Genomic DNA, 17,474 nt, shown 5'->3' with positions numbered 1-17,474 from the left:
AAAGATTAAAGTTAACGGTGATATCGGCTTGTGTTATCCTGACCCGAAGTGAGTTAAATCCATTTGGGAGAAAACATGGATCACCGTTTACTTGAAATCATTGCATGCCCTATCTGTCATGGCAAATTAAGTTACAACAAAGAAAACCTTGAACTGATTTGCAAATTCGATCACCTTGCCTATCCTATCCGTGATGGCATTCCTGTTTTGTTGGAAAGTGAAGCTCGCAAAGTTGCATTAGACGAAGGGCAGTAATCATTATGTTTACTGTTATTATTCCTGCTCGTTATGCTTCTACTCGACTGCCGGGGAAACCCCTTGCTGATATCCATGGCAAACCGATGGTTGTCAGAGTCATGGAGCAAGCCATTAAGTCAGGGGCGTCACGTGTCGTTGTGGCGACCGATCACCCTGACGTTGCGAATGCAGTTATCCAAGCAGGTGGTGAAGCTTGTATGACTGATCCTAACCACCAATCAGGAACAGAGCGTTTAGCAGAGGTCATTGACACCTATGGCTTTGCGGACGACGAAATCATTGTGAATGTACAAGGTGATGAGCCTTTGATCCCACCTGAAATCATTAGCCAAGTTGCAAGGAACCTTCAAGGTAGCCAAGCGCAGATGGGAACATTGGCAGTGCCTATTCATGATGCTCAAGAAGCCTTTAATCCAAATGCGGTAAAAGTAGTGACAGATCATGAAGGTTATGCGCTCTACTTTTCTCGAGCGACCATTCCATGGGATAGAGATAAATTCGCCGTTAGCCAAAATGCTATCGGTGATCATTTCTTACGTCATATTGGGATCTACGCTTATCGCGCAGGGTTTATTCGTCGTTATATTAAATGGGAAGCCAGCCCATTAGAGAAAATCGAAATGCTAGAGCAGTTAAGAGTGCTTTGGTATGGCGAAAAAATACATGTGGCAGTGGCTGAAAAAGCACCGGGTGCTGGTGTGGATACTCCAGAAGATCTCGAGCTAGTAAGAAAGCAATTTAAATAAGCACCGATGAATATCGGCAGCCATATAAGGTGTGTACTCATTTCTGAGCCACACCTTTTTTATTGTTCTATTTATTCTGCTTCTATGGCCTCAGGCGTTAAAATGGGGGTTTCTAGTGCTTCGGTGTTATCTGGCTTTAAATAAAACCAAATAGAGCCGATTAATTCATACCAAGCCCGTTCGCTATGGCTAAAATAGAATGCGGAAGGGAAATATTTTTCCCACGGATTGAGTGCACTTTTGATGGCCAATTGGTTTGCAGGGGCAGGAATAGGCTGCATGCCGCGTGCTGTAAACATGGAAATGGCTCTTGGTAAGTGGTTCGCCGAGGTCACCAGCAAAAACGGCTCTTTCCCAATTATTTTTTCCACTTCAAATGCTTCTTCTTGCGTATCCTTTGGCTCTGTTAATGCAATCGTATCGCTAGCAGGTACACCAAGTGACTGAGCAACCATGGCCGCAACTTCTGCACTACTGATAGTGCTATTCGCTTTGCTTCCTGTAAAAATAAGCTTACTTCCTGGGTATTTTAGGTATAAACGGACACCTTCAGTGACGCGAGGCAGGCTATTGTTGAGCAAGTTAGAACTCGGGCTCCAATCTGGATTATAGGTAAACCCACCACCGAGCACGACAATATAGTGAACATCCTCGGGGGGATTTTCTGTGATCAGTTCATAGCGTTTATCGAAATTCCCTTCAACAGGGGCAAGTAGACTGTCGGAAATAGGCTGCAATCCTAAAAGGGCAATAACAATAAGGCTCATGGATACACAGGCCTTGCCACTCTTTTGCCAGCGTGTAAACCACAGCAATATAAGGCCGATAAACCCGATCAGCAGCAGTAGAGGGAGCGGCATAAGTAAGGCGCCCAAGTATTTTTTTAAAAGAAATAGCATAAGTGAACCTATTTTTTGGAGTTTATCGTCAATTAATTGTTCTGATTGCTGAATTCAGGACCGCACTATGCCAAAATAAGGCCGTTATCTGTTATAATCGTCATACTTCAAGTTGCTGTATTTTTGACTACACTCATTCGCACGAGTCACAGAGCTATCGATGCTCCTAGCGGTTCAAACCCTGCACATCGAGTTATTGAGCGTATATCATTTAGGTTTCAGCAGCCTTAAACATCAAGCAGATGTACAGCGTTATTTTAGCCGAATTAATATTGAATCATATTCTGGATTTGATCTTATTTCATTAACGGCGAAATAAGAACTGGCTGATTTTAACATTTGCTGGGAAGGTGGCGTTGTGTTAACAGGCATGAATGGCTAATTTAAAGAGTACCGGATAATACATGGTAGACCGCAACTTTGATGATATTGCTGATAAATTTGCAAAAAATATCTATGGCACGACAAAAGGTAAAATACGCGAAGCGGTTGTTTGGCAAGATCTAACCCAATTGATTTTATCTCAGTTTAATGGGCAAACATTGCGTATCTTAGATGCAGGCGGTGGTGAAGGTCACTTTTCGCGCAAACTGGCGGCAATGGGACATCAGGTCATACTTTGCGATTTATCCGAAGAAATGCTTGAACGCGCTAATGAACTTGCCGAAGAACAAGGGATTAGCGAAAATATGCGTTTTATTCATTGTGCCGTTCAAGATATTCGCCAACATATTGAAGGTACGGTTGATTTAGTGCTATTTCATGCGGTACTTGAATGGATTAGTGAACAGAAATATGCAATTGAACAGTTGGTAGATATAATTAGGCCAGAAGGCGTATTTTCTGTCATGTTCTATAATGCAAATGGTTTAGTAATGCGAAACGCGATTTTAGGTAATTTTCATCTTGCTACACCGCATATCCAACGTCGACGTAAACGTTCATTATCGCCACAAAATCCATTACTACCACAACAAGTCGATGAATGGTTGTCTGATTGCAAAATGGAGATTATTGGCAAAAGTGGCGTCAGAGTCTTTCATGACTACCTGCAAAGTCGGCAGTTACAGCAAAAAGATTTTCCGGCGCTTTTGGCTTTAGAACAACAATATTGTCGTCAGGAACCCTACATCAGCATGGGGCGTTATATTCATGTCATGGCACGAAAACCAATAATAAAGGACGATTTATGAGTGATTTTTCCCAGACCGTCCCTGAACTCGTGTCCTGGGCACGAAAAAATGATTTTTCGATTTCACTGCCTCCAGAGCGCTTAGCTTTCTTGCTGGCGGTTGCGGTATTAAACAGCGAACGCGTTAACGGTGAAATGAATGAAGGGGAGTTGATTGATGCATTCCGTGAAGTGTGTAAAGGTTTTGAACAGACCACGGAATCATTATCTGTCAGGGCGAACAACGCCATCAATGATATGGTTCGCCAGAAAATATTTAACCGTTTTACCAGTGATATTACAGAAGGTAACGCCATTTACCGTTTGACATCACTTGGCATTGGAATAAGCGACTACTACATTCGTCAGCGTGAGTTTTCTACATTAAGGTTGTCTATGCAGCTATCCATTGTGGCAGGTGAGCTACAAAGGGCAGCAGAGGCAGCCGAAGAAGGCGGCGATGAATTTTATTGGCACCGTTTTGTATTCGCCCCCCTGAAATATTCAGTGGCTGAAATATTCGACAGCATTGATTTATCTCAGCGCGTGATGGATGAGCAGCAAAATAGTATCAAAGAAGATATTGCTGCATTACTCAACCAAGATTGGCAGGCCGCTATCGCAAACTGTGAACAGCTGTTATCAGAGACATCCGGTACATTGCGAGAGCTTCAGGATACGTTAGAAGCCGCCGGAGATAAATTACAGGCGAATTTATTACGTATTCAAGAAGCGAATATGAATGCGCCAGTCTTTTCCGATATGGTGGATAGGCTAGTTTACGATTTGCAAAACAAATTAGACCGCATTGTTAGTTGGGGTCAACAATCTATCGATCTCTGGATTGGTTACGACCGCCATGTCCATAAATTTATCCGTACTGCAATTGATATGGATAAAAACCGTATTTTCTCGCAGCGTTTACGCCAATCCGTTCAACAATATCTTGATAGCCCATGGGCGCTGACTTACGCGAATGCGGACCGTCTATTTGATATGCGTGACGAAGAGTTGGCCTTGAACGATGAAGAGGTGATGGGGGAATTGCCTCCAGACCTTGAATTTGAAGAGTTTAGCGAGGTGAACGATCGGTTAGCCGAGCTTATGGAAGCGGAACTGGCATTCTATAAACGCGAAAAACAGCCACTGGATGTTGCCCGAGTCGTACAAGAGTACTTAAAGCAGTATCCACAGAAACGTCACTTTGATGTGACACGCATTATTATTGATCAGGCTGTTAAATTAGGTATCGCAGAGGCTGATTTGGCGGGATTGCCGTCAGAGTGGCTAGCAATTAATGATTACGGAGCCAAGGTGCAGGCACATGTCATCGACAAATATTGAACAATTTATGCCAGTTAAACTGGCTCAGGCATTGGCCAACCCCATTTTCCCAGAGCTAGATAGTCAATTGCGTTCAGGGCGTCATATTAGTATTGATGACCTTGATAACCATGCCTTCTTGATGGACTTTCAAGAGGTGTTAGAGCAATTTTATGCACGCTACAATGTGGAACTGATTCGGGCACCGGAAGGCTTTTTCTATTTACGTCCCCGTTCAACAACTTTGATCCCACGCTCGGTATTATCTGAGCTGGATATGATGGTAGGGAAAATTCTTTGCTATCTCTACTTAAGTCCTGAACGATTGACTAACCAAGGCATTTTTACCGCCCAAGAGCTATTTGAAGAGCTACTATCGTTGGCGGATGAAAGCAAATTATTGAAATTTGTTAATCAACGCTCAACCGGTTCTGATTTGGATAAGCAAAAGCTACAAGAAAAGCTGAGAACCTCCCTGAACCGCTTACGTCGTTTAGGCATGGTACATTTTATTCAAAACGACTCGAACAGATTTATTATTTCTGAATCGGTATTCCGTTTCGGTGCTGACGTTCGTAGTGGTGATAACGTTCAAGAAGCCCAATTACGTATGATCCGTGACGGTGAGGCCATCTCCCTCGAAGAAGGGTTATCCTTACAGGATAGTGAAGATGAAGAGACAGACGAAGACCAAGATGCGGCTGAGAGTGATGAGGATGAACAAGTATGATTGAACGCGGGAAGTTTCGCTCACTGACGCTGATTAACTGGAACGGTTTTTTTGCGCGTACTTTTGACCTTGATGAGCTGGTGACAACGCTGTCAGGGGGAAATGGTGCAGGTAAATCAACAACGATGGCGGCATTTATTACCGCAATGATCCCCGATCTCACCTTGCTGCACTTCCGTAATACCACCGAAGCAGGGGCAACAACAGGTTCACGCGATAAAGGCTTACACGGTAAGCTACGCCCAGGTGTCTGTTATGCTGTTTTGGATGTTTTGAACTCTAAACATCAGCGCGTCATTGTTGGGGTGAGGCTGCAACAGGTTGCGGGTCGTGATAAGAAAGTCGATATTAAACCTTTCATGATCCAAGGTGTGCCAATCGCGACAGTACCGACCGAAGTTTTGACCGAAATAGTGGATGGGCGCCAAGCAAAAGTTATCGCTCTCAACGAATTAAAAGAGCGTTTAGAACAGCAAGAAGGCCTCCACTTTAAGCAATTCAACTCAATCACGGATTACCATTCAGTCCTGTTTGAACTCGGTGTTTTACCGAAGCGTTTACGTTCAGCCAGTGACCGTAGCAAATATTATCGTCTGATTGAAGCGTCATTGTATGGCGGGATCTCTAGTGCCATCACTCGCTCGCTACGTGATTATTTATTGCCAGAAAACAGTGGAGTACGTAAGGCTTTCCAAGACATGGAAGCTGCGCTACGTGAAAACCGCCTGACACTAGAAGCCATCCGCGTAACCCAATCGGATCGTGATTTATTCAAACATCTGATCAGCCAAGCTACAGATTATGTGTCAGCCGATTATATGCGTCACTCCAATGAACGACGTATTCACCTTGATTCAGCAATGGCAGCGCGTAGTGAACTATTGGCGAGCCGTAAGCAGTTGAGGCAAGAGCAAGTTCGTAGCGTTGAAATTGCCCGCGAATTGAACGAACAAAATAATGCATCGTCTGATTTAGAGGCTGATTATCAGGCTGCAAATGACCATTTAAACCTTGTTCAGACGGCATTGCGTCAGCAAGAGAAAATCGATCGCTACCAAGCCGATATTGAAGAGCTGACTTTCCGTCTTGAAGAGCAGTCGGAAGTGGTTGCTGAGGCGACAGAGCGCCAAGAAGAGTTTGAAGCACGTGCTGAAGCGGCTGAAATTGAAGTTGATGAATTAAAAAGCCAGTTGGCTGATTATCAGCAGGCGCTTGATGTCCAGCAAACCCGTGCTATTCAATATCAGCAAGCATTGCAGGCACTGACTCGGGCGCGTGAATTGTGCCAATTACCTGACTTATCAATAGAAAATGCAGACGAGTGGTTAGAAACCTTTGAAGCTCGCGAGCAGCAGGCCACAGAAGCGTTACTGACATTAGAGCAAAAAATCAGTGTTGCGGATGCGGCACACAGTCAGTTTGAGCAAGCGTACCAACTTGTTAAAAGTATGGTAGGTGAAGTCAGTCGTAGCGAGGCTTACCAGCAAGCAAGGGCGCTATTACGCGATTGGTCTTCACAGCAACATTTGGCAGAGCGAGTGCAACCATTGCGCATGCAACTCGCTGAATTACAACAACGCTTAGACAGTCAGCAAAATGCAGAGCGCTTATTAAACGAATTTTGTAAGCGACATAACAAAAGCTATGAGCCAGATGAATTAGATGGCCTAATGGCCGAATTGGAAGCGCAGCAAGAAGAATTAAGTGTTGGTGTCAACGAAAGCGGCGAACGTCGTATGCAGATGCGCCAAGAGCTTGAGCAAATTCGTCAACGCATTCAAGTATTAACGGCTAAAGCGCCTGCATGGTTAATGGCACAAGAAGCGTTGACTCAGCTTAACGAACAAGCCAAACAATCATTTGAATCAAGTGGTGCTGTTACAGAGTACATGCAGCAACTGCTTGAACAGGAAAGGGAAATCACCGTTGAGCGTGACGAGGTGGCGAGCCAACGTCGCGAATTAGAGAAACAAATTGAGCGCCTCAGTCAACCTAGTGGTGCGGAAGATAGCCGTTTACTTGCCCTTGCAGAACGTTTTGGTGGGGTGTTGTTATCGGAAATCTACGACGATATCACCATTGAAGATGCCCCTTATTTCTCGGCGCTGTATGGTCCTGCTCGAAATGGGATTGTTGTTCAAGACCTTTCGGTGGTGCGCAGCCAATTAGAAACGTTGCAAGATTGCCCTGAAGATGTTTACTTTATTGAAGGGGATCCCCAATCCTTCGATGACAGTGTTTTCGATGCAGAAGAGTTTGAAAACGCGGTATTAGTACGCTCGTCAGATAGGCAATGGCGTTTTTCTCGTTATCCGGAAGTGCCCTTATTTGGCCGAGCAGCCCGTGAAACACGCTTAGAAGCATTGACACTAGAGCGTGATAACTTAGCTGAGCGCTACGCAACGCTCTCGTTTGACGTACAAAAAATTCAACGTGCACATCAAGCTTTTAGTCGTTTTATTGGTCAACATATTTCGGTAGCTTTTGAAGCCGACCCCGAAGCCGAAATCCGCACCTTAAACCAAAAACGTACTGAGATAGAGCGTAATTTGGCTCAGTTTGAAGAGCAAACTCAGCAACAGCGCCAACAGTTTGCGATGGGTAAAGAGTCTCTATCTGCATTAAACCGACTATTACCTTTAGTTGGGTTATTGATGGATGAAACGCTAGCGGATCGCGCTGACGAAATTCGAGATGAGCTTTCAGAAGCAGAAGAAGCTGCCCATTTCTTAAATAAACATGGTCAGGCATTAGCAAAACTAGAGCCTATCGTTACCGCGTTATTGAGCGACCCTGAGCAACATGATCAGCTACGTCAAGACTATGAGAACGCGAAACATAGTCAGCAAATCGCGAAACAACAGGCCTTTGCCTTGGTGGAAGTGGTGCAGCGTCGCGCCCACTTTAGCTACAGTGATTCGACGGGGATGGTGAATGAGAATGCCGACCTTAACGAAAAACTCCGCCAACGCTTAGAGCAAGCTGAAAATGAAAGAAGCCGCGCTCGTGAGCAGTTACGTCAGCAGCAATCACAATCAGCACAATTCAATCAAGTTTTAGCGTCGCTTCGCAGCTCGTTTGATACCAAACAAGAGATGTTAAAAGAGCTAGAAGCAGAAATGCAGGATATTGGTGTTAAAGCGGATCCTGATGCGCAAGAGCGTGCACGTATTCGTCGTGATGAGCTACATCAATCTGTCATGGCGAATCGTAGCCGAATTAACCAGCTAGAAAAACAGCAGACCTTATGTGAAGCGGAAATGGAAAACTTGCAAAAACGTATTCGCAAGTTAGAGAAAGATTATTATCTATTGCGCGAACAAGTGGTATCGGCTAAGGCTGGCTGGTGTGCTGTCATGCGCTTGGTGAAAGACAATGGTGTTGAGCGGCGTTTACACCGTCGAGAATTGGCTTATACCGACGGTGATAGTTTACGCTCAATGTCGGATAAGGCTTTGGGTGCGTTACGTTTAGCGGTAGCAGATAATGAACATTTACGTGATGTACTGCGTTTATCTGAAGATCCGAAACGCCCAGAGCGTAAGATCCAATTCTTTATTGCTGTTTATCAGCATCTTCGCGAGCGTATTCGTCAAGATATCATTCGTACTGATGACCCCATCGATGCGATTGAGCAAATGGAAATTGAGTTGGCTCGATTAACAGAAGAGCTAACGGCTCGTGAGCAAAAACTGGCGATCAGTTCGAAGAGTGTGGCTAACATTATTCGTAAGACCATTCAGCGTGAACAGAACCGTATTCGCATGTTGAACCAAGGCTTGCAGGCCGTTGCGTTTGGTCAGGTGAAAGGGGTACGCTTGAATGTCAATATTCGAGAAAGCCATTCTCTGTTATTGACGGTGCTCTCAGAAGAGAGCGAATTGCATCAAGACCTGTTCACCAGCCAGCGTTTAACCTTCTCTGAGGCGATGGCTAAGCTCTATCAACGCTTGAACCCACAAATCGATATGGGGCAACGCTTACCGCAAACTATCGGTGAGGAGTTACTTGATTATCGTAATTACCTTGAACTTGAAGTTGAAGTTAACCGCGGATCCGATGGGTGGTTGAAGGCGGAAAGTGGTGCATTATCGACAGGTGAAGCGATTGGTACAGGGATGTCGATATTGGTTATGGTGGTGCAAAGCTGGGAAGAGGAGTCACGTCGCTTACGTGCAAAAGATATCATTCCTTGCCGCTTGCTGTTCCTTGATGAGGCCGCTCGACTGGATGCAAAATCTATCGCTACCTTGTTTGAGCTGTGTGAGCGGTTAGAAATGCAGCTGATTATTGCAGCACCTGAGAATATCAGTCCTGAAAAAGGAACGACCTATAAATTGGTTCGTAAAGTGTTTGATAATCGAGAGCACGTACACGTTGTTGGATTAAAAGGGTTTGGTCAAGATAACCCAAGTTCACAAGCACAATTGCCTCAAGGGTAATTAACCTATTTAAGTCACTAAAAACGGCGTTAGAAATAATGCCGTTTTTTTTTAATAAAAATCCGCATAAGTTAAATTTACTGAATAGTGGTTAATTGGATCGGAATAAGAAAGTCACTATGAGACATTAATCTCATTTTTATGAGAGAAAAGACATTATTATCTGAATTCTTGTGATGCATTCCAAATAAATTATATTTCGTATAATTATGGCTTGCTTTCATGATGCCTGCATCGTCAATAAATCAGTAAGGATCCAACATGAAAAAAACGACATTGACCCTAAGTGCCATCGCGTTAGTATTCAGCTTTACGGCAACGTCACAGGCAAAAGTATTAATGCCAGACGTTGTTAGCCCAGGGGTAACTGTGGCAGAGTTAGCTGAACAGAAACCAATTCATTGGGTTTCTGTTGAGCAAATTAAAAATAGCCTCGAAGGCCAAGCTCCTATGGCTGTTGGTTTTGATATTGATGATACCGTACTTTTTTCCAGTCCTGGTTTTTATCGCGGTAAACTAGAATATTCTCCAAATGATTTTAGTTATCTCAAAAATAGGGAATTTTGGGAAAAGATGAATAATGAATGGGATAAATTCAGCATGCCTAAAAAAGTCGGCATCGAGTTAGTCCAAATGCATCTAAAACGTGGTGATACTGTTTACTTTATTACTGGCCGCACGAAGACAAAAACAGAAACCGTTAGCCAATATGTACAAGAAGGGCTTGGTATCCCGGCAGATAAAATGAACCCAGTCATTTTTGCGGGGGATGAACCGGGACAAAATAATAAAGTCAGTTGGATGCGTGACCATAAATTAAAAATTTATTATGGTGATGCTGATGCCGATATTGCCGCAGCTCGTGAATTAAATATCCGTGGTATTCGTATTTTACGTGCCGCAAACTCCTCCTACCAACCATTACCTAAAGCAGGGCAATTTGGTGAAGAAGTTGTGATTAACTCTGAATATTAATTAGGTTAATCGACATAATATGAATAATATAAAGGCGCCTGGCGCCTTTTTTAGTATCTCACAAAGATTAACTCATAAGAGGTAAATGTATCATTCGCCATGAAATAGTCAAAAGAGGTGTAAAGAGGAAACTATCACACTTAAGTCATATTTAATTTAACAATCTAGTTATTATTTCATTTTTATGATTTGTTTTTAGGTATTTTAGCAGTAAATACGTCTATTTTTCATTGGTTGTATTTATTCTGTTTTAATGGCTAAGCGTAAAATCGTTTCGCGTTATTTAAAGACAAAATTAGCCAATTCCTATAACATTCTTTTCGAAATTAAATACAATTAATATTCAATATAATAAAAAATGATTGTTATCCATGTGGTTACTTAAGGTGGATTTATGGCAAAGAAAAGAGTGAAAGCTCTGCAACTTTCGGTAATTTGTGGGCTGTTGTCGATACAACTTCCTGTATTTTCAGCGCAAGACAATGGGCTAATTTTGACAGAAGAAGCGCCATTGCAGCAAGAGGTGGTGGCAGCCCCTGTGGCGACTATCACACCAACTGAAAGTTTAGCGCAAATTACGGGAGCATTACCTGCCGATATAAAACCTGTTTTTTCTTCACAACTCGCGAAGATTTATGCAGATCGGCAGATGAAACTGTTATGGCAAGATGAAACGGCTATCGAACAGTTTCAGCAACAACTGGCGGAGCTGGCACTTTCAGGGGTACAACCTCAATTTAATGAGTGGTTAGCCGCCCTTGAACATGTTCAGTTGAGCGAATTAGGCCGTGATGTGATTTTGTCTGATGCCATGTTGGGTTATCTACAATATCTTTCTGGTGTTTCAGCTAATGGACAATTTTGGCTATACCGGAAACAGCCTTACAAAATAGCGGCACCTACGGCAGAGCAAATGAAGCCATGGTTGGATGCCGCCGCCGAAAACCGCCTTAATGAATGGGTCAAATTACAATCGCCTCAACATTCCCTGTACCAGCCTATGCGCGAAGAAATGTTGAAGCAACTAAAAATGGATGACGATGGGTTGGCTTTAGTGGATACCAAAACCCTAAAACCGGGTCAATCGAGTGATGATGTTATCGCTTTACGTGAGATCTTGTATCGCCAAGGGCTACTTGATGAAACGGCGATTAATACAGAGTTAGATGCCGCAGCGCCAGATGCAGAAATCGCCAAAGCGACCGCACAAGCGCGTTTGTACAGTGATGAGCTAGTTGAAGCTGTCAAAAAATTTCAACAGCGCTACGGCTTGGAAGCTGACGGTATGGTGGGGAAAGGCACCAAAGTTTGGCTGAATATGAAACCTCAGCAAAAAGCAGGGCTAATGGCGTTGAATATTCAACGCTTACGTATTATTCCTGAAAATAACGGTACTGGGATCTTGGTGAATATCCCTGCATTTTCATTAAATTTCTTCCTAAATGATGAAGTGATTTTAGATTCGAAAGTGATTGTTGGTCGGCCTGATCGTAAAACGCCAATAATGAGCAGTGCATTAAATAATGTGGTGATCAATCCACCTTGGAGCGTGCCTACCAGCATGGCTCGTAAAGACATTGCACCAAGAGGGAAGCAGGATCCTAGCTATTTTAGCCGCAAAGGTTACACGGTCTATTCCGGATGGGGGGAAGACTCCTTTGAGATTGATCCCTACTCCATCAATTGGGATGTTATCACTCCAGCGAATTTCCCTTATCGGATCCGCCAAGCACCGGGGCCAACCAACTCATTAGGCCGCTATAAATTTAATATGCCAAGTTCGGATGCAATCTACCTGCATGATACACCGAACCACAGCTTATTTAATCGGAGTGCACGTGCTATCAGTTCAGGGTGCGTACGGGTAAATAAAGCCAGCGAATTAGCCAGTATCTTGTTAGGTGATGCAGGGTGGGAGCAAAAGCGTATTGATGGTGCAGTAAAAGCAGGAAGTACGCGTTATGTGAATATTCCGGATAGGATCCCCGTTTATCTTTATTATCAAACGGCGTGGGTAGACAAAGAGCAACAGCCTCAGTACCGCGCTGATATTTACCAATATGATAATAGTATCAATAATGCTGAAAAATATTTACCCGTAATAAAAAACATCTTACATTAAATGTGATATCAGGGAGGTTTCCTCCCTGATATTTCTATTATCACTAATAATTAGTTGATAGTGGGTTACACTTAAGTATCAAAACCTATATTTTCAATGATTACTCAATAACAAGAAGATATTCTGTTTATTATGAGTGACCAAGTTCACTCTTTTGGCGTAAATATGCCAAATTTGCGCTTATTTACTTATTTCTTTACATTTTTATACATTAAAGTTAAATATCATTTGTTAGACTGAACAATAGTATAAATTTTGTTCCTATACTCTCTCATTCGAGATGCAGCTAGGCGCGCAATGAAGTGATTCGAAAGAAGTTAGCCGCTAAGTTGTAGCTCGAACGGCTGGGTATGTTTAACCCATTGAAATTTGAGTTACCATCTATGGATATTATCGACCAAAATCGCCGCAAGTGGTTAGGTGCTGGTGCAGCTGCTTTTGGGCTGAGTTTATTGCCTAGCCATGTTTTTGCTGCTATGACGACGCCTAAACCAAAAATTTTGCGTTTTCAAAACCTCAATACTGGGGAATTTTTAAAAACAGAGTTTTTTGATGGACGCCATTATAACAAATCTGAGTTAGCTCGATTAAATCACTTATTCCGTGATTACCGTTGCGATAAAGTCAAAACCATTGATCCTAAGTTATTCGACCAAATTTATATGTTACAGGTTATGTTAGGGTCGAATAAGCCTATTCAATTGATTTCAGGTTACCGTTCACTTGAAACAAATAATGCCTTGCGCCGTAGCAGCTCGGGGGTGGCGAAAAAGAGTTACCATACTCGTGGACAAGCAATGGACTTCCATATCGAAGGGATACAATTGAGCCATATCCGTAAAGCGGCACTGAAAATGAGAGCTGGCGGCGTTGGTTATTATCCAAAAAGTAATTTCATCCATATTGATACAGGTCCAGCAAGAACATGGTAATCTGTACCTATGCTCAGCGTACTTCAAGTCACCGCACTCGCAGGGATTACTTTGCCTTGCGCTGTTTCTTGAAGTATTTAGGGTATAAATAAAACAGATTACGGAGCGATTGCTTAATGAACTATATGATTATCCCAGTCACCCCTTTTCAGCAAAATTGTCAGGTGATTTGGGATGAAAATACGATGGAAGCAGTGATAGTCGATCCCGGTGGTGAAGCTGAAAAACTCATTGCCGCTATCGAAGAGCGTGGTTTAAAACTCACTAAAATTCTGCTCACGCATGGGCATGCTGATCATATCGGTGCAACGGCTATCATTTCTAAGCACTTTTCAGCCCCTATTTATGGCCCACAAAAAGAAGATGCTTTTTGGATTGAAGCGCTAGCAGAGCAACATGCGATGTTTAATATTGAAGGTGGTCCTAGCTTCACCCCTGACTATTGGTTAGAAGAGGGGCAGACTGTTCATTGTGGATCGATGGCCTTTGATGTATTGCATTGCCCCGGTCATACCCCTGGCCACATTATTTTTGTTAACCATGCAGATAAACTTATCTCAATGGGGGATGTGCTATTTAAAGGGGGGGTAGGGCGCAGTGATTTCCCTCGTGGAGACCATCAGGCGTTGATTGCTTCAATCAAAAACAAGGTTCTACCTTTAGGGGATGACTATCAGTTTATCCCAGGCCACGGGCCAATGTCAGATCTTGGTCATGAGCGCAAAACCAATCCATTTTTGCAGGATGATCTTCCTGTTTGGTGATGACGACTTAATCACCATCTAAGCTTGCTTTCACCCTATGAAGCCATGCCCCAACCAGTTGGGACATGGCTACTTCCGTGATTTTATCGAGCTAGTTTTCTGTTATTTAAAAAGAAAAAACGCCTCTCATAATTTATTGAGAGGCGTTCTATTATTGTAAAAACTTTATCGTGTTAAGCCATTACAGCACTTTTACGATGGCTTCACACAGTGGCACCATGTTTTCCAGCGTTAAACCTGCGACGTTGATACGCCCAGAGCTAACTGCATAGATACCAAATTCGCTACGTAAGCGCTCTACCTGCTCTTTATTGAGGCCACTGAAGGAGAACATACCATTTTGGTTGATAATGAAGCTGAAGTCCTGTTTAGCGCCTTTTTCTTCCAGTGTATTCACCAGCAACTGACGCATACGTTTAATACGCTCACGCATTGAGGTCAGCTCTTGGATCCACTCTGCTTTTAGTGCGTCATCAGAAAGAATGGTCGTAACCACGGCTGCACCGTGTGCTGGTGGGTTTGAGTAGTTAGCACGGATAACCGCTTTTGCTTGGCTAAACGCACGCTCTGCATTATCGCTATCTTTCGCAATAATGGTGCAGGCACCGACACGCTCATTATATAAGCCGAAGTTCTTAGAGTAAGAGCTGGCGACGATCATTTCTGGGTTTTGTTGGGTAAAGATACGCAGCCCTTCAGCATCTTCATCTAACCCTTTAGCAAAGCCTTGATAAGCGCGAAGTCAAATACTGGCAGTAAACCTTTCTCCGCGCATAGGGCAGAGAGTTTAGCCCATTGCTCAGCTGTTGGGTCGATACCTGTTGGGTTATGGCAGCAGCCATGCAGAACGATAACATCACCGGCTACCGCAGAAGATAAGCTGTTGAGCATACCATCAAAGTCCATACCATGACTTGCGGCATCATAGTAGTTGTAAGTCAACACTTCTAAGCCAGCGGCTTCAAAAATATTTTTGTGGTTTGGCCATGTTGGATTGCTTATCCAGACACGTTTAGCATTGGTTTGACTAGCGATAAAGTCAGCGGCAATACGTAGGGCACCCGTACCTCCAGGCGCTTGTGCAGTACGAGCGCGTTTAGAGGTGACAATTTCATGTTCTTTACCAAATAACAGCTCTTGGGTGACACGACCAAATTCTGGCATCCCACTGATGGCAAGATAGTTTTTGGTATTTTCGTTTTCAAGCAGGAATTTCTCTGCTTTTTTTACAGTGTCTAAAACAGGGGTTTTACCAGACTCGTCTTTGTAGACGCCGATACCGAGGTTAATTTTGTTTTCACGAGGATCAGCACGGAAACTATCAGCAAGGCCTAAAATAGGGTCAGCAGGGGCAGCAGTAATTTTTTCAAACATGTTGTCGATTCCAAAGCTCAGTTGTTAAGCCGAAAATGTTGAGTGCTCAGGTTAACGCGCAGAAAACAATTTGCCAACCGTTTTACTAAAAATTGGTAAGATCTTGTGATGTAGGTATAAATTGCATGGGATCTGACCATTAACCGCACTAAATGCAGCGATTTTCTCTAACGTATCGACACTTTAGATTAATAATTGATATTAATGCAGGATTTAGTGGTTAGGGAGAGAGTGTACGAGGGTAAAGGGACAAATAAGGATAAAAATAGCGCGTCACACAACAAAAAAAGCAACGCCGAAGCGTTGCTTTTCAAAACAGATTTCACTGTTGTCTGAATTATTGTTTAAACAATAATTAGAACTGGTAAACCAGACCCAGACCAACTACGTTGTCTGTGTTGATGCCAGTAGCTTTAGTGAAGTCGTTGTCTTTCAGCAGGTTGATTTTATAATCAACAACTGCAGACATGTTTTTGTTGAAGTAGTAGTAAGAACCTACAGAAATATATTTAACCAGATCTTGGTTTTCGTATGATTTACCATTAAAGGTACGGCCTAAGTCTTTACCTTTAGATTGGTTATAACCAATAGATGGTTTCAGACCGAAGTCGAACAGGTATTGAGCAACTAATTCAACGTTTTCAGTTTTGTTAGCGATAGCGTTGAAGCCCTTTTCATCGCCATAACGAGTCATGTTCAGTGTTTGACCATACATAGCGGCTAAGTAAACGTTGTTAGCGTCGAATTTACCACCAACGTTCCATGCTTGTGCTTTTTGGCCACCAGCTGTGGTATCATTGCGTTGGTCTGGAGTACGTGATGAGTTTGAGTAACCACCACCCAGTGTTACACCCCAACCTAAGTCATACGCTGCTGAGAAACCGTAGCCGTCACCGTTGTCTTTACGAACGCCAGCGGTAGATTTGTTGTTGTCGCCGTTTTTGCCTTGATATTGCAGTGCGAAGCTCAGGCCATCAACATAACCGAACGCGTTGTTGTTACGGTAAGTTAACAGGTTACGGTTACGGCTAGTCATGAAGTTGTCAGACTGAGCCATGGTGTCTGCACCCCACAGTGGGAATACGTCAGTCCATGCGTTCGTGTCATAAACAACACCGTAGTTACGGCCGTAATCGATTGAACCGAAGTCAGCGAATTTCAAACCAGCATATGCTAAACGGTTTTTGTTTTCGTTGTTGTCTTCAGCTTTGTTAGTCTTAGTTTCCCACTCAAAACGACCAAAACCAGTCAGTTGATCAGTGATTTGAGTATCACCTTTAACACCTAAACGAACGCGTGAATCGTCGCCATCTTCACTTTTCTTACCTTTATCAGCGTCAGCAAAATAGTGACGAACGTCAACTTTACCGTAAACGTCTAGTTTGTTGCCGTCTTTGTTGTATACTTCAGCTGCGTTTGCTGCGCCTGCAGCCAACAGAGCTGGGATAACCATTGCAAGAATATTGCGTTTCATCATTATTATTACCCTCATTGGTGTTATTCGGACACCTGCCACTGCCAAAAATAATTCTCAAAAAAATTTGGAACTATTTATGAGAGATTAGTGTCGTCTATGTCGGCGTCCAGTGTTCCATTGGTAAATAAATTTATCTACCCTCAAAGTGCTACAAAAATAAAGATTCTGAAACAAATGGTAACAAGGTGTTTCAAAATGTAAAAAATAGAGTGAAAAATAACCACAGGTATGACCAGTTTAAAAATAATTACAAAATTTAGG

Annotated in this window: 12 protein-coding genes and 1 pseudogene; 10 read left to right on the top strand and 3 right to left on the bottom strand. The window is 43.1% G+C overall.

Annotated features, from left to right (window positions below; genetic code table 11):
• Positions 1–75: 75 nt before the first annotated feature.
• Both PSE69_RS16815 and kdsB read left to right on the top strand, forming a co-directional pair.
• Entirely contained in the window at positions 76–255 is a 180-nt protein-coding gene (locus PSE69_RS16815; protein WP_004918148.1) for a Trm112 family protein, read from the top strand.
• Positions 256–260: 5 nt separating this feature from the next.
• Positions 261–1,004, top strand: a complete 744-nt coding sequence (gene kdsB / locus PSE69_RS16810; protein ID WP_014657931.1) for a 3-deoxy-manno-octulosonate cytidylyltransferase — start codon at positions 261–263, stop codon at positions 1,002–1,004.
• 71 nt (positions 1,005–1,075) lie between these two features.
• Here the strand turns inward: kdsB and elyC are convergent, their stop codons facing one another.
• The gene (gene elyC, locus PSE69_RS16805) at positions 1,076–1,903 is read right to left on the bottom strand and encodes an envelope biogenesis factor ElyC (RefSeq protein WP_004918150.1); all 828 of its coding nucleotides are present in this window, start codon (positions 1,901–1,903) and stop codon (positions 1,076–1,078) included.
• Positions 1,904–2,307: 404 nt separating this feature from the next.
• Here elyC and cmoM point away from each other — a divergent pair, with 404 nt between their 5' ends.
• The 8 genes from cmoM (at position 2,308) to PSE69_RS16765 (ending at position 14,362) form a co-directional block, all read left to right on the top strand.
• Positions 2,308–3,096, top strand: coding sequence for a tRNA uridine 5-oxyacetic acid(34) methyltransferase CmoM (gene cmoM / locus PSE69_RS16800; protein ID WP_004918152.1), 789 nt, complete (start codon positions 2,308–2,310; stop codon positions 3,094–3,096).
• Positions 3,093–4,418 (top strand): chromosome partition protein MukF, encoded by a 1,326-nt coding sequence (gene mukF / locus PSE69_RS16795; RefSeq protein ID WP_004918153.1) that lies wholly within the window; start codon positions 3,093–3,095, stop codon positions 4,416–4,418. The genes cmoM and mukF overlap by 4 nt, the downstream gene beginning before the upstream one ends.
• Positions 4,399–5,127 carry a chromosome partition protein MukE gene (mukE, locus tag PSE69_RS16790; RefSeq protein WP_004918154.1) on the top strand — a complete coding sequence of 243 codons (729 nt, stop codon included), beginning with the start codon at positions 4,399–4,401 and terminating at the stop codon, positions 5,125–5,127. The genes mukF and mukE overlap by 20 nt, the downstream gene beginning before the upstream one ends.
• Positions 5,124–9,569 (top strand): chromosome partition protein MukB, encoded by a 4,446-nt coding sequence (gene mukB, locus PSE69_RS16785; protein ID WP_004918156.1) that lies wholly within the window; start codon positions 5,124–5,126, stop codon positions 9,567–9,569. The genes mukE and mukB overlap by 4 nt, the downstream gene beginning before the upstream one ends.
• A 261-nt stretch (positions 9,570–9,830) precedes the next feature.
• A complete protein-coding gene (aphA, locus tag PSE69_RS16780) occupies positions 9,831–10,544 on the top strand; it encodes an acid phosphatase AphA (RefSeq protein WP_004918158.1) in 714 nt (237 codons plus the stop codon).
• A 394-nt stretch (positions 10,545–10,938) separates the two neighbouring features.
• Positions 10,939–12,666 (top strand): L,D-transpeptidase, encoded by a 1,728-nt coding sequence (ldtD, locus tag PSE69_RS16775; protein ID WP_272675296.1) that lies wholly within the window; start codon positions 10,939–10,941, stop codon positions 12,664–12,666.
• A gap of 383 nt (positions 12,667–13,049) precedes the next feature.
• Positions 13,050–13,598: a YcbK family protein gene (locus tag PSE69_RS16770; protein ID WP_014657936.1), complete on the top strand. Its 549-nt coding sequence runs from the start codon at positions 13,050–13,052 to the stop codon at positions 13,596–13,598.
• 116 nt (positions 13,599–13,714) lie between these two features.
• Positions 13,715–14,362 carry an MBL fold metallo-hydrolase gene (locus PSE69_RS16765; RefSeq protein WP_036943623.1) on the top strand — a complete coding sequence of 216 codons (648 nt, stop codon included), beginning with the start codon at positions 13,715–13,717 and terminating at the stop codon, positions 14,360–14,362.
• 181 nt (positions 14,363–14,543) lie between these two features.
• Here PSE69_RS16765 and PSE69_RS16760 read toward each other — a convergent pair.
• Both PSE69_RS16760 and ompC read right to left on the bottom strand, forming a co-directional pair.
• Positions 14,544–15,736 (bottom strand): annotated as a pseudogene (locus tag PSE69_RS16760) (amino acid aminotransferase).
• A gap of 355 nt (positions 15,737–16,091) precedes the next feature.
• On the bottom strand, positions 16,092–17,213 hold the full coding sequence (gene ompC, locus PSE69_RS16755) for a porin OmpC (protein ID WP_269467224.1): 1,122 nt from the start codon (positions 17,211–17,213) through the stop codon (positions 16,092–16,094).
• Positions 17,214–17,474: the final 261 nt, after the last annotated feature.

It is taken from the genome of Providencia sp. PROV122 (assembly GCF_028482365.1).
GTDB lineage: Bacteria > Pseudomonadota > Gammaproteobacteria > Enterobacterales > Enterobacteriaceae > Providencia > Providencia stuartii.
The sequence above is the reverse complement of the archived record's forward strand: the minus strand, read 5'-3'. Positions and strand labels throughout refer to the sequence as shown.

What these genes read in the sequence shown, in the direction of transcription:
- PSE69_RS16815 (WP_004918148.1), top strand. Translation starts at nt 76, where the DNA reads ATGGATCACCGTTTACTTGAAATCATTGCATGCCCTATCTGTCATGGC.
- kdsB (WP_014657931.1), top strand. Translation starts at nt 261, where the DNA reads ATGTTTACTGTTATTATTCCTGCTCGTTATGCTTCTACTCGACTGCCG.
- elyC (WP_004918150.1), bottom strand. Translation starts at nt 1,903, where the DNA reads ATGCTATTTCTTTTAAAAAAATACTTGGGCGCCTTACTTATGCCGCTC.
- cmoM (WP_004918152.1), top strand. Translation starts at nt 2,308, where the DNA reads ATGGTAGACCGCAACTTTGATGATATTGCTGATAAATTTGCAAAAAAT.
- mukF (WP_004918153.1), top strand. Translation starts at nt 3,093, where the DNA reads ATGAGTGATTTTTCCCAGACCGTCCCTGAACTCGTGTCCTGGGCACGA.
- mukE (WP_004918154.1), top strand. Translation starts at nt 4,399, where the DNA reads ATGTCATCGACAAATATTGAACAATTTATGCCAGTTAAACTGGCTCAG.
- mukB (WP_004918156.1), top strand. Translation starts at nt 5,124, where the DNA reads ATGATTGAACGCGGGAAGTTTCGCTCACTGACGCTGATTAACTGGAAC.
- aphA (WP_004918158.1), top strand. Translation starts at nt 9,831, where the DNA reads ATGAAAAAAACGACATTGACCCTAAGTGCCATCGCGTTAGTATTCAGC.
- ldtD (WP_272675296.1), top strand. Translation starts at nt 10,939, where the DNA reads ATGGCAAAGAAAAGAGTGAAAGCTCTGCAACTTTCGGTAATTTGTGGG.
- PSE69_RS16770 (WP_014657936.1), top strand. Translation starts at nt 13,050, where the DNA reads ATGGATATTATCGACCAAAATCGCCGCAAGTGGTTAGGTGCTGGTGCA.
- PSE69_RS16765 (WP_036943623.1), top strand. Translation starts at nt 13,715, where the DNA reads ATGAACTATATGATTATCCCAGTCACCCCTTTTCAGCAAAATTGTCAG.
- ompC (WP_269467224.1), bottom strand. Translation starts at nt 17,213, where the DNA reads ATGATGAAACGCAATATTCTTGCAATGGTTATCCCAGCTCTGTTGGCT.